This is a genomic window from Paenibacillus sp., assembly GCF_035645195.1.
Taxonomy (GTDB): domain Bacteria; phylum Bacillota; class Bacilli; order Paenibacillales; family YIM-B00363; genus Paenibacillus_AE.
Genome location: NZ_DASQNA010000038.1, coordinates 96,962 through 109,387, shown reverse-complemented (window position 1 = coordinate 109,387; position 12,426 = coordinate 96,962). Strand labels below are relative to the sequence as shown.

At 58.6% G+C, this 12,426-nt stretch carries 13 protein-coding genes and 1 other RNA gene; 5 read left to right on the top strand and 9 right to left on the bottom strand.

Annotated elements, in window-relative coordinates; translation table 11 throughout:
- Positions 1-32 precede the first annotated feature (32 nt).
- Positions 33-1,652 carry a citramalate synthase gene (gene cimA, locus VE009_RS20370; protein ID WP_325010823.1) on the top strand — a complete coding sequence of 540 codons (1,620 nt, stop codon included), beginning with the start codon at positions 33-35 and terminating at the stop codon, positions 1,650-1,652.
- Positions 1,653-1,718: 66 nt separating this feature from the next.
- Here the strand turns inward: cimA and VE009_RS20365 are convergent, their stop codons facing one another.
- Positions 1,719-2,255 (bottom strand): TlpA family protein disulfide reductase, encoded by a 537-nt coding sequence (locus tag VE009_RS20365; protein WP_325010821.1) that lies wholly within the window; start codon positions 2,253-2,255, stop codon positions 1,719-1,721.
- A gap of 155 nt (positions 2,256-2,410) precedes the next feature.
- Between VE009_RS20365 and VE009_RS20360 the strand changes: the two genes are divergently transcribed.
- Positions 2,411-3,748 (top strand): MFS transporter, encoded by a 1,338-nt coding sequence (locus VE009_RS20360; RefSeq protein WP_325010819.1) that lies wholly within the window; start codon positions 2,411-2,413, stop codon positions 3,746-3,748.
- 61 nt (positions 3,749-3,809) lie between these two features.
- Here the strand turns inward: VE009_RS20360 and VE009_RS20355 are convergent, their stop codons facing one another.
- Genes VE009_RS20355 through VE009_RS20345 form a run of 3 tightly spaced genes read right to left on the bottom strand, consistent with a single transcriptional unit; the run spans position 3,810 to position 6,994 of the window.
- Positions 3,810-4,547, bottom strand: a complete 738-nt coding sequence (locus VE009_RS20355; protein ID WP_325010817.1) for an exonuclease domain-containing protein — start codon at positions 4,545-4,547, stop codon at positions 3,810-3,812.
- On the bottom strand, positions 4,544-5,614 hold the full coding sequence (locus tag VE009_RS20350; RefSeq protein ID WP_325010815.1) for a DUF294 nucleotidyltransferase-like domain-containing protein: 1,071 nt from the start codon (positions 5,612-5,614) through the stop codon (positions 4,544-4,546). The genes VE009_RS20355 and VE009_RS20350 overlap by 4 nt, the downstream gene beginning before the upstream one ends.
- 36 nt (positions 5,615-5,650) lie before the next feature.
- On the bottom strand, positions 5,651-6,994 hold the full coding sequence (locus tag VE009_RS20345; protein ID WP_325010813.1) for an ammonium transporter: 1,344 nt from the start codon (positions 6,992-6,994) through the stop codon (positions 5,651-5,653).
- 304 nt (positions 6,995-7,298) lie between these two features.
- On the opposite strand from VE009_RS20345, the gene VE009_RS20340 reads away from it, so the two are divergent.
- Both VE009_RS20340 and VE009_RS20335 read left to right on the top strand, forming a co-directional pair.
- On the top strand, positions 7,299-7,754 hold the full coding sequence (locus VE009_RS20340) for a MerR family transcriptional regulator (RefSeq protein ID WP_325010881.1): 456 nt from the start codon (positions 7,299-7,301) through the stop codon (positions 7,752-7,754).
- A gap of 55 nt (positions 7,755-7,809) precedes the next feature.
- Positions 7,810-8,496 carry a zinc metallopeptidase gene (locus tag VE009_RS20335; protein ID WP_325010811.1) on the top strand — a complete coding sequence of 229 codons (687 nt, stop codon included), beginning with the start codon at positions 7,810-7,812 and terminating at the stop codon, positions 8,494-8,496.
- Between the two features lie 32 nt (positions 8,497-8,528).
- Here VE009_RS20335 and VE009_RS20330 read toward each other — a convergent pair whose 3' ends face one another.
- Positions 8,529-9,431 carry a LysR family transcriptional regulator gene (locus VE009_RS20330; protein ID WP_325010809.1) on the bottom strand — a complete coding sequence of 301 codons (903 nt, stop codon included), beginning with the start codon at positions 9,429-9,431 and terminating at the stop codon, positions 8,529-8,531.
- Between the two features lies 1 nt (position 9,432).
- The gene (locus tag VE009_RS20325; RefSeq protein ID WP_325010807.1) at positions 9,433-10,053 is read right to left on the bottom strand and encodes a rhomboid family intramembrane serine protease; all 621 of its coding nucleotides are present in this window, start codon (positions 10,051-10,053) and stop codon (positions 9,433-9,435) included.
- A gap of 93 nt (positions 10,054-10,146) precedes the next feature.
- Between VE009_RS20325 and tpx the strand changes: the two genes are divergently transcribed.
- Positions 10,147-10,665, top strand: a complete 519-nt coding sequence (gene tpx / locus VE009_RS20320; RefSeq protein ID WP_325010805.1) for a thiol peroxidase — start codon at positions 10,147-10,149, stop codon at positions 10,663-10,665.
- 52 nt (positions 10,666-10,717) lie between these two features.
- Here the strand turns inward: tpx and VE009_RS20315 are convergent, their stop codons facing one another.
- The 3 genes from VE009_RS20315 to ssrS form a co-directional block, all read right to left on the bottom strand.
- Entirely contained in the window at positions 10,718-11,107 is a 390-nt protein-coding gene (locus VE009_RS20315; RefSeq protein WP_325010804.1) for a DUF1499 domain-containing protein, read from the bottom strand.
- 119 nt (positions 11,108-11,226) lie between these two features.
- Positions 11,227-12,012 (bottom strand): spore cortex-lytic enzyme, encoded by a 786-nt coding sequence (gene sleB, locus VE009_RS20310; protein WP_325010802.1) that lies wholly within the window; start codon positions 12,010-12,012, stop codon positions 11,227-11,229.
- An 82-nt stretch (positions 12,013-12,094) separates the two neighbouring features.
- Positions 12,095-12,273: non-coding RNA, 6S RNA (ssrS, locus tag VE009_RS20305), on the bottom strand.
- Between the last annotated feature and the right edge of the window lie 153 nt (positions 12,274-12,426).

Here is a 12,426-nt window from a genome sequence, read left to right as displayed (position 1 = left end):
CGTAAGCCAGAAAGCAAGGGAGGAACGCCGGAATGCCGCAACAAGTGACGATCTTCGACACGACGTTACGCGATGGGACGCAAGGCGAAGGAGTAAGCTTAACCGTAGAGGACAAATTAAAGATTGCCGTCAAGTTGGATGACTTCGGCATTCATTATATTGAAGGCGGATGGCCGGGAAGCAACGGGAAAGACATCGAATTTTTCAAACGGGCGCAATCGCTGCCGCTGAAGCACGCGAAAATTACGGCGTTCGGCAGCACCCGCCGCAAAGGCGTCCGTCCCGAGGACGACGCGAACTTGCAGGCGATCCTCGACTCGGGGGTCAAAGTCGCGACGATTTTCGGCAAGTCGTGGGACTTCCAAGTGACGACGGCGCTGCAGACGACGCTCGAAGAGAACGAAGCGATGATCTACGACTCCGTCCGTTACTTGAAATCGCAAGGGCTCGAGGTCATTTACGACGCCGAGCATTTCTTCGACGGGTACAAGAACAACCGCGAATACGCGCTCGCGACGATCGCGAAGGCGGAAGCGGCGGGCGCCGACTGGATCGTGCTGTGCGACACGAACGGGGGGTCGCTGCCCGGCGAAATCGCCGCGATCGTCGAGGACGTCGTCTCGCGTATGAAGACGCCGATCGGCATTCACGCGCATAACGACTGCGAGCTCGGCGTCGCCAATTCGCTCGCGGCCGTGCAGGCCGGCGCGCGCCAGGTTCAGGGCACGTTCAACGGCGTCGGCGAACGGTGCGGCAACGCCAACCTCGTCTCCGTCATTCCGAATTTGCAGCTGAAGCTCGGCTACCGCGTCATCAGCGAAGAGCAGCTGAGCACGCTGACGAACACGGCGCGGTACGTGAGCGAAATCGCGAACGTCAGCATGCCGGTCAACCAGCCGTACGTCGGCAGCGCCGCGTTCGCGCATAAGGGCGGCATTCACGTATCCGCCGTGCTGCGCCACTCCAAGACGTACGAGCACATTCAGCCGGAGCTCGTCGGCAACCGCCAGCGCGTGCTCGTCTCCGAGCTCGCCGGCCAGAGCAACTTGGTGTTCAAGGCGCAGGAACTGAATCTCGACTTCAACCTGGAGAACGAATCGACGAAACGCCTGATCCAAACGATCAAGGACCTCGAGCACAAAGGCTACCAATTCGAAGGCGCCGACGCGTCGCTCGAGCTGCTCATCCGCAAGGCGTTCGACAAGGAAGAGCATGTGTTCTCGATCGAATCGTTCAAGCTGCTCGTCGAGAAGATCGGCGACAATCCGGTCGCGTCGGAAGCCATACTCAAGGTCAAAGTCCACGGCGAAACGGTGTATACGGCCGCGGAAGGCAACGGTCCGGTGAACGCGCTCGACAACGCGCTCCGCAAGGCGCTCGAGGGGTTCTATCCGGACATCCGCAACATTCATCTGACCGACTACAAGGTGCGCGTCATCAACGATCGCGACGCGACCGCCGCCAAAGTGCGGGTGCTGATCGAGTCGTCCGATTTCGACGCGACCTGGAGCACGGTCGGCGTCAGCGAGAACGTTATCGAAGCGAGCTGGGAAGCGATCCTCGACAGCATCCGGTACGCGCTCATCGGCCGGCCGGCCGTCATCGAAAACCGCGAGGAGCGGTCCGAGCGCATCGGCATCGTCAATCACTAACTTCATCTCCGCATGACTACGAAGGCCGCCGGACAGGAGCGATCAGCTCCGCCGGCGGCCTTTAGGTTACCCTTCGATCAATCGTTTCACGCGCGATTCGAATTCCTCGTGCCCCGGCAGCCCGATGATGACGTCGCGGACGACGCCGTTCCGGTCGATGAAGTAGCTCGTCGGGTATCCCAGCACGCGGTAAGACTTGTACACCTCGTTATCGCGGTCCAGCAAAATCGGAAATTCGTATTTGTACTGCTTCACGAACGCCTCGACGGAGGCCATGTCGTCGTACATGGTGCCGTTGACGCCGTAAATTTCGACTTGATCCTTATATTTCAGGTAGAGATCGGACAAGATCGGAGCTTCCATCCGGCACGGATCGCACCAGGACGCCCAGAAATTGACGATGACGGGCTTCTCCAGCTCGCCCCGGGCGATGCCCAGCTTGTCTCCCGCAAGCGTCTCCAGCTCGAATTTCGGCGCCAGAAAGCCGATCTCCGGCGCTTCCTCGGTCGGCAGCGCGGTCGTCTCGGCCCAAGCGAACTGCTGAATCACCGCGATGCCCGCCAGAGCGAAGACGAGCGCCAGCGCGAATAACGTTCTTTTCATCCGCAGCATCCTCCTTACGTTACATATCATACCCGTTTTCGCTTTCGACTTCCAACCCCTTCGTTCTCCTTTATTCTGCCATCGCTTTCCCCGTATTCCTTGTTCGGGCGTCGGGCACATTAGGATTATTCTGCTTGATGAGGGGTCGATTCGGGTTGGAAAAAGCGAAATCGCGCAAGCTGAACATTTCCTTCGAAAGCCAAATCGCGGAGCATGACGACGAGCAGGCGAAACCGAAACAGCGCGGCGCCGGCGGCGACAAAGGCGGCCCGCAAACGAAGGGTAAACTGTGGGAGTTCATCGCCATCGCCAGCATTCCGCTCGTGCTCGTTCTCGGGAACTCCATGCTCGTCCCGATTTTACCGGATATGCAGCGGGAGCTGCACGTCAGCGACTTTAAGAGCAGTTTGGTCATCACGCTGTTTTCCGTTACCGCCGGCGTGTTCATTCCCGTCGTCGGTTATTTGTCCGACCGTCTCGGGCGCAAAGCGATCATCATCCCGTCGCTGATCGTCTACGGGGCCGCCGGGGTGCTTGCGGGCTTCGGGGCCGTGTGGGGGTCGTACAACGTCGTTATATGGGCCCGCGCGCTGCAGGGGTTGGGCGCGGCCGGTACGGCGCCGATCGCCATGGCGCTCGTCGGGGACTTGTATAACGGCGCCACGGAATCGAAGGCGCTCGGTCTGACGGAAGCGTCGAACGGCTTCGGCAAAGTCGTCAGCCCGATCCTGGGCGCGGCGCTCGCATTGATCGTCTGGTACGCCGCGTTCTTCGCGTTCCCGCTGTTTTGCGTGCTGTCGCTGCTCGCCGTCATTTTCCTCATTAAAGAGCCGAAAGAGAAGTCGAACGCCAAGCAGCCGATCGGCGAATATCTCCACTCGCTCGCCCGCATTTTCAAGGGGAAAGGACGCTGGCTGGTCACGTCGTTTTTCGCCGGCAGCCTCGGGCTGTTCACGCTGTTCGGCATTTTGTTTTATTTGTCGGAAATATTGGAGGAGAAGCCGTACAATTTGGACGGCGTCGTGAAAGGGCTTGTGCTGGCGATTCCGCTCGCCGGTCTCGTCATCACCTCGTATACGACGGGCAGCGTCATTAAGAAAAACGGCACCCTTATGCGATGGCTCATGAACATCGGCCTCGCGCTGTCCACCGTCTCGCTCGGGCTTACGCTCGTTTGGAACAAAGAGCACCTTGTGCTCTTCATGACGCTCATCACGCTCAGCTCCGTCGGCACCGGACTTCTTCTCCCGTGTCTCAACACGATGATTACGGGCTCGGTCGACAAAAGCCAGCGCGGGATGATTACGTCGATTTACAACAGCCTTCGCTTTCTTGGCGTCGCCGCGGGTCCGCCGCTGATCGGCTTCTTGATGGAGAAGAACGAAAACATCGTCTTCATCATGCTGTCGGCGTTGGCGGCCATCGCGCTCGCGCTGATCTTCTTCCTAGTTCGGCCGGAGCCGAATATCGCGCGCAAGCCTCAAAAAGCGTGAACGGCGCAAGCAAGCCCCCGACCGCGGGTTCATCCGCTTCGGGGGCTTGTTTTTCGGTTCTTCATGACTGACTGAGATACGAATACAGATCGCCGAGCGTCTGGATGTTCCGGTCGCGAATGCGCCGCAGGAACGATACCCACAGCCGGGCGGTCATGAGCGAATCCTCCAGCGCATGGTGGCGCACCGTGATCGGGATGCCGTGTTCTTCGAGCAGCGCGTCCAACGAATAATCGGTCCGCTTCGGCTCGAGCCATTTGGCGATCATGATCGTGTCGAGCACCCGGTGCGTCATATGCACCTTCGACGTCCGCCACAGCGCCGCGTTCAGAAATTGCCGGTCGTGCGCCGACGCGTGCGCCACCAGGATGCGCTTGTCGACGAATGCAAAAAACTGCTGCAAGCCTTCCATCACGCTGGGCGCCCCGCGGACGTCATCCTCCGTGATGCCGGTCAGCTCCACGATGTTCGCCGGTATGGGCCGCTCCGGGTTGACAAGGGTGTAGAACGTCTCCTCCTCCCGGATGACGTCCCCCTTCGCCGCGACCGCCCCGAACGACAAAATTTCGTCGCCGCCGCTCGCGTTGAACCCCGTCGTCTCCAAATCGAACACGACCACTTCGATGTCGGAGAGCGGAGTGTCCATGATGAAATCTTTCCGCTGCTGCTTCATCACTTGGCGGATGAACGCCATTTGGCGCGCGTTTTGCGGATTGAAAACGGAGTTGAGGGCGGGCGTGATGCCCCCCATCTTATATAGAGACCACATCCCCTGCGGGGGACGGTTCTGATCCTTCATCGGTGTCCCTCCGTGCCGAACGTTCGCTTCACCTTTCGCTGCAGCGCCGCACCGACGCGCAGCGAGCGTTTCAACTCGCGCCTCACTTCTTTCGTCAGCGACTTCGCGGACAAGATCCCTCGAGTGCCGTACTTTCCGTCCACCAACTGATAAGGCGTCATAGCTCTGAAACGAAGCACCGCGCGGAACGCTTCCTCCCACGCCTGCGCCTCCTCGGCGTCGACGAACCCGCCTTCGCGCAAAGTACGGATGCGTTCGAGCGTCGAGGCGTTCCCGTTCGCGCCATGACCGATCGCCAGCAGCCGGATCGCGTTCACCATCGGGATGTAGGCGCCGTATTTAATGTCGACGCCGCCCGCATCTTCGCCGTACGGCTCCGTCAGCAAATTGCCGAGGATGCCGACGAGCACTTTGTACCGGAGCGTATTGTGCGCCATCCGGGCCAGCATCGTGCTTCGATGCGCTTCGACGAGGCGGGCGTATTCGTCCCGCATCGCGTCGAACAGCCGCGCGTCGCCGTAAATCGGCCGCGCGTCGGCCACGATCAGCAGATGGCGCACCGTCTCGAATTCCGGCTGGGCGAACCACTCTCGCATCGTGTCGAGCCACGCTCCGACCGGCTTCCTCCACTGCGGATTCGACACGAGCACGTTGCCTTCGCAGGGCGGGTACCCGACCTCCTCCAGCGCCGTTCGGAAGGCGTCGCCGAGCTGGGCCATATACGCATCCGCCTCTTCCGATTCGACCCCTTCCGCAGCTTCGTACACGATTCCGTTGTCCTGATCGCTCCACAGCGTCTGTTCGCGCCGTCCGCCGCTGCCGAATAGCAGCACCGCAAACGAAGAAACGGGCGGAACGCCCGGCAAGGACGTTCGTACCCGTTCTTCGGTCAAAGCTAACGTTCGGCGGATGAAGGCGTCGTGGAGCCGGTTGACCGGCTCGATCGCGCCGCCGGCCTCCGCCGAGGAGGCGTCGAATGCGCGGTGGACGTCGTCTCTGAGCGACCGCAATGCCGCCGTATCCGCGGCTTGCCGCACCTCACGCTCTATCTCTTCCCACTGCCGCATAACGACGCCCTCCTTCTCTCTATATTCGGCGCCCGATTATCCGTTCACCGTCTTTTTCATTTGCTCAGGATAACCATAAACGCCGTGCTCGCTGAGGTCAAGGCCGACGATTTCTTGCTCTTCCGTAACGCGAAGGCCGACGACCGCTTTAATAATGAGAAGCAAGATGTAAGACACTACGAAGGCGAATGCGCCGGAAACGACTACGCCGTAGAACTGTACCCACAGCTGGCTGAAGCTGCCGGTGTAGAGCAGGCCCGCTTCGCCGATGCCGACGCGCTCGACGAGGTGCGGCGCCGCGAAGATGCCATTGGACAGCGTGCCCCAAATACCGACCACGCCGTGTACGGACAAAGCGTAAATCGGATCGTCGATTTTCAGCTTCTCGAACATCTTCATGCTTGCGTATACCAATACGCCGGCGATCAAACCGATAACGACTGCCGCCCAAGGCTCTACAAACGCGCAGGACGCGGTGATGGCGACGAGACCTGCGAGCGTGCCGTTCAGCATCGTCGCGATATCCGCTTTGCCGGAGGAGAGCCACGACGTGAACATCGCCGCGACGGCGCCTGCGCCGGTCGCGATCATCGTCGTGAACCCGACGTAACCGAGGAAGCCGTCGCCTACGGACAACGTGGAACCTGCATTAAATCCGAACCAGCCGACCCACAGAAGCAATACGCCGAGAGCCGTGTACACTTGGTTGTGGCCGTGAATTTCGTTGGCCGTGCCGTCTTTGTTGAACTTGCCGATCCGCGGCTTGAGCAGCATCGTAGCGGCGAGAGCCGCAGCGGCGCCCGTCAAGTGAACGACCGTCGAACCCGCGAAGTCCTGCTTGTGGCCCGTCAACCAGCCGCCGCCCCAAATCCAGTGCGCGATGACCGGATACACGAGAGCGGTGAACAAGATCGAGAACAGCACGTAGACGGACAGCTTCGCACGTTCCGCGAATCCGCCAAACGCGATCGTAAGGGAGATCATCGCGAATGCCAGCTGGAACAAGAAGTCGATCGATGCCGGATACCCTTCCTCCGCGCCGATCGGCGGGGAGAAGAAGAAGCTGCCCGTCGCGATGAACGCGCCCGAATTTTCGCCCCAGATGAAGCCGTAGCCGACCGCCCAGAACACCAGCGTGCCGAGGCCGACCGTGAAAATCGTTTTGCCTGCGACGTGACCCGCGTTCTTCATGCGCGTTGAGCCCGTCTCGAGAAGAATAAAGCCGCCTTGCATCAGGAGCACAAGGATGAAGGAGAGCATGAGCCAAATCGTGTTGAGGCCCATATCGAGCACCGTGCTCGACGGTCCTTCGGACGCGAACGCGAGCGTCGGGAAAAGCATGCCCATCGCGCTTACTGCCATAAGTACCTTCTTCAACAAACTGACCACTCCTCGTTTGTGTTAATTTATCTAACACGTTTTGAAAACCTTAATGTCATTATAGTCAGGATGCCTTTCGTTGACAATACTTTTTTTCAAAAACATCAAAAACTTAACATGGATTGAATTTGTCCTTTATCTACAAGGGTTTTTCGCCTCGTTGTGTCAATTTTTTTTACATTTTGTCGGTGCAGCGCCGTTCGAAGGCGAGGGGATTGCCGCTTTTTCTTCGAGAGATGAAACCATAACGTTTGACTGTATGCTTTGGCGTTCGCTATCATATATATAGAAACGAAATTGCGAAATAAAGCGAGGTGATTCAGGTGGGGATAGAAAGCTTTTTAAGATCGGCGAACTGGCCGCATTATGTGAGGTTAGCCCCCGAACCATCGACTATTACACGAAAATCGGATTGATTGCGCCGGCCGAGCGATCGACGACCAACTATCGCCTATACGGATCTGAAACCTTGCAGCAGCTCAAGCGTATTGAATGGTTGAAAAAGCAGAAGCTTTCATTAGAAGAAATCAAGAGACTGCTGCTGCCAGGGAAAGCCGCGGCCGACGAAGCCGTGACCGAACGACTGACGGCGCTTCAGCTGCACATGATGCAGCTCGAGCGGGAAGCGAAGGCGATCGCTCCGATTTTGGAGCAGCTGAAGCCGAAGCAAGCCCAACATTTGCTGAGGCGCTTGTCGCCCCAAACCGCCGCTTGCATCGAAGCGCTGCTGCTCCTTCTCGGCAAAGGTCCTCTCGGCTGAACGGCTCCCATGGCTCTACGCACTCTTGTTACTAATCGAAACGGAGGTACAACACATGTTTTTCCACCCAATGGACTTTCTCATCTTGATCGCGTTCGGCGTTTCCATCTGGGCGCAGTTCCGCGTCAAAGGCACGTTCAAGCGCTGGTCCGAAGTCGGCATCAGCAGCGGACTGACCGGCTATGAAGCCGCTCGCCGCATGCTCGACAACAACGGCCTGCACGATGTGCCGATCGAGCCGGTGCGCGGCGTGCTCAGCGACCACTACGACCCGATCCACCGCGTCGTCCGTTTGTCCGAGCCGGTGTACTACCAAAGCTCCGTCTCGGCCGTCTCGGTCGCGTGCCACGAAGTCGGCCATGCGATCCAGCATAAGTTTTCGTACCCGGCGCTCGTGCTGCGCCACCGGATGTTCCCGCTCGTCAACATTACGTCCGGCGTCGCGCCGCTGTTCTTGATCGCCGGCTTCATCTTCGGCGCCATGAACCTCGTGCTGCTCGGGATCATCTTCTTCTCGGCCGCCGTCGCGTTCCAGCTGATTACGCTGCCGGTCGAGTTCAACGCCAGCTCCCGCGCGCGGGAACTGATGATCTCCGAAGGCTTCATCTCGAACGAAGAAGAACGGGGCGTCGCCAAAGTGCTCAACGCCGCTGCGCTGACGTATGTGGCCGCCGCGCTCATCTCGCTGCTTGAGCTGATCAAGTTCATCATGATCTTCATGGGCAGCAACAACGAAGAATAACGTTACGAAAACCAAAAAGCCGCCTCCCTTTATTAGGGCAGGCGGCTTTTGCCGTCAAAATAATCGACTACGTAGCTGCGAAACACTTCCGCTACAAGCGGCAGCTTCTCCCCGCGCCTCCGAATGAGGCCGATCGTCCGCTGCACCTGCGGCTCGGTCACCCGGACACTGACGGGCATCATGGGGCTTGTCTCGATCAGAGCCATCTCCGGCAGCAGACTGACGCCCAGTCCGGCCGCCACCAGCCCGCGGATCGTGTCCGTCTCCTCCCCCTCGAACCCGACGTGCGGCACGAAGCCCGCCTTCCGGCAAGCCTCGAGCACGATCGTCCGGAGCGAATACTCCTCGCTGAACATGACGAACGAATCGTCCCTCAGCTGCTCCAGCCGAATCGAGGTATACTGCGCCAGCAAATGGTTGGCCGGCAAAATGACCCGAAGCTCCTCCGACAACAGCAGCTCCCCTTCGACATCGTCATGATCTTCGGGGAACGGGGAGATGAACGCCAAGTCGATTTCGCCTTCGAGCAATTCGCGGATAAGCACGTGATACGTCCCCTGTTTCAGCACGAACTTAACGTTCGGGTGGTCCTTCCGGTATTCGGCGATGACGCTTGGCAGCAGGTGAATGCCCAAGCTGTGCGGAAACCCGATGCGGATCTCGCCGGCCTCCGGGTTCAGAAACTCCTGCAAGTCGAGCACGGCCCGCTCGAGATCGGTCAGGATCGCCTCCGCCCGCCGCAGGAACAGCTTTCCCGCCGGCGTAAGCTGCAGATTTCTTCCTTTCGGAGTGAACAGCGAAACGCCGAGCTCCTGCTCCAGTTGGTGAATTTGCCGGCTTACCGCCGATTGGGCGACGCGCAGCGATTCCGCCGCGTGCGTAACGTGTTCCATGCGCGCGACGGTGACGAAATATTGCAACTGCCGAAGCTCCATCTTAACGCGTCCTTCCGTGCAGCACCCAAGTATACAAAGCGTTCATGACCAGTCCTCCGACGAAGCCGCCCAGGTGCGCGAAATAGTTGATTTGCGGAATCGCTATGGAATATAGGACGCCCACGATCAGCATCGTTTGCAGCGTCCGCTTGGACGCGAAATCGAGCGCGCCTCTACGGAACAGCATGTAAAACACGTACGCCCCGAATACGCCGTAGACCGCCCCGCTCGCGCCGACGGACGCCACCGGACCTGCGTAGAAATTCGTGAAAATATTGCCCATGATGCCGGAAAACAAAAAGAGCGCCGCGTAGCGGAACGAACCGAGCGCGCGCTCGAGCGGCGGCGCGAAGACGAAAATGGCGAAGGCGTTGAACAGCAAATGCCCGAAGTCCGCATGAAGAAATACCGAGGTGATATAACGCCAGTATTCGGGTATGATGTCCGCTTCCCGGACAAGCAGGAAGCCGCCGTATTCCTGCTTGAGCGCCCAAGCCGGAGTGCCGGTCATCCAGGCGTACAGCGCGAAGCCGGCATGCGCCGCGGCGAGCAGCGCCAGAACGACCGTATTGACGGGGTAAAACCGGATGTATTCGCGAAAGCTTTCGTACCGTAGAAACATGTTGCTCCCCTTCCAGGCGTTGGACTTTGCCTTTCCCACCATTATATAATATAAGAGGTGTTTAGAAGAAATGCGATGAGGAGGAATTTAGCAATGGCAACCGAAAGAACCGGAGCGGCCACGCTGAAGGGCAACCCGATCACGTTGATCGGACCGGAATTGAAGGCAGGGGACCAAGCTCCCGATTTTACGGTGAACAAAAGCTTGGTCGAAACGGCGTCCTTGAAGGATTTCGCCGGCAAAGTAAAGCTGATCAGCGTCGTTCCTTCGATCGACACGGGCGTCTGCGACGCGCAAACGCGCCGTTTCAACGAAGAAGCCGCGAAACTCGGCGACTCGGTCGCGGTCATCACGATCTCCAACGACCTGCCGATGGCGCAAGCGCGCTGGTGCGGCGCAGCCGGCATCGACAAGGTGACCATGCTGTCCGACTATAAGAACGTATCCTTCGGCGACGCATACGGCGTTCACATCAAAGAACTCCGCTTGTTGATGCGCTCGATCTTCGTCATCGACCAAAACGACAAGATTACATACGTCGAGTACCTGAAAGAAATGACGGAGCACCCGAACTACGACGCGGCGCTCGACGCGGTTCGCGCGTTGGTCTAATCGCTCAGGAAACGAAGAAGCAGCGGAGCCTTGCGGCCCGCTGCTTTCTTTATTAATGGGTTATTTTATACTGAGCCAGCTTTTGGTCCAGCGCTTTGTAGATGTCGAGAATCGTGCGGTAATTGGAACCGAGATCGCCGAGCGAGCCGCGGGATGCCGAATAAATATCGACGGCCGACTGAAGCGGATTCAACGCCAATACGGTGAGCGTAATATCTTGGACGCGTCCGGTGACCGTGCGCTTTTCCAAGACGATCTCGCCGACGCTTTTCACTTCGTGGAGCACTTTGTAACCAGGTTTCTTCTTTAAGATGGAAATCACTTCATCCCACAGCTTATCGCGGGATAGCTTGTAATGTCTGGTCTTCAACTCAGGCCGGGTCGCTTTTTCTCCCGTTTGCTCGTGACTGCGGATCAGTCCGATGAGCGTTCTCTTTAACAAAACTATGTTCCCCCCCTTGAATCTCCGCATCCCGTTGCCAAAACCGCTGTTACCATCTTACCACTACTTGACTGATAACGGCAAACCGGATTGTGGAAAAGAACGCTTTCTTGGGGGTTTTATAAGCAAAAAATATGTTTTCCGATCCGCTTGATCTGCGGCCGGCTCCAAATCCACTTCGATGTCGCCGTCGCGGGGTTGAAATAATACATCGCTTCCCCAGAAGGATCCCACCCGTTAAGGGCGTCTCTTACCGCTTTATACGCCGAAGCGTTCGGCTCGAGCCAAATTTGTCCGTCGTCGACGGCCGTGAACGCCCCCGGCTGGAAAATGACGCCGGCCACCGTCTGCGGGAACGCCGGATTGGTCAGCCGGTTCAGCACGACGGCCGCGACGGCGACCTGACCTTCGTACGGCTCCCCCCTCGCCTCGCCGTGCACCGTTCGCGCGAGCAGCTTGATATCCTCGTCGCTGAACCCTCCCGTCCCGGAGGGCAGCGGCGCTGCGGCCGTCCGCCGAGCCCCTCCGCCGCGGTAATAGTCCGCCATGTACGAGCTGTTCCAGTTTTTCGTCGCCCGCGCAAGCCGCAGTTTCGTCTGCGGTCCGACTCGACCGTCGACCGACAGTCCGAATTCCCGCTGAAAGCCGACGACCGCGCGGCGCGTGCCGCCGCCGAACTGCCCGTCGACCTCTCCCCCGTAAAATCCCAAAAATCTAAGGCGCGACTGCAGCTCCGCCACGTCGTCGCCCGTGTCGCCCTGCTCCATGATCCAATACCATTCCGAGAACGTAAGGCCCGGCTGCGGCGCGGCGACGAAGATCGCGGCGACCAGCGCGAAGAGCATCGCCGGTTTCAGCCAAAAAAGGCGGCCTCTCGGCCGCCGGATGCGTTCTTGCTTATGCATGCGTTCGCCCTCCAGAGACTGAGATTCGTCTCTTTAGTATGGAGCGGGCAACGCTTCTTATGCAGGGGGTTCATTGAAAACACAAAAACCCGCCTATGCCGTTGGAAATTTGTTTCGAAACCTGCCTTGGCAGGTGGGTGTCCGCAGCGTGCTTTTGACGTCCCTTCGCGAGGGCATGCCAGCTACAACGTCCATATGAGACTCCCGGGAAACAATCATTGGTTCAAAACAAATATTCCTCAACGTACATCGCAGGCTGTTGTATTGTTATTATATCCTCAACGGCAGGGAAAGTAAACGGAACTTCCCGGCAGATTTTCCTTTTGGGCGATTTGCCCCGGCGAGACGCAGTGTTACTTGGACAAAAATAGCCGGCCCTTCGGCCGGCTAATTCTTCAGGCTATTGCTATGCTC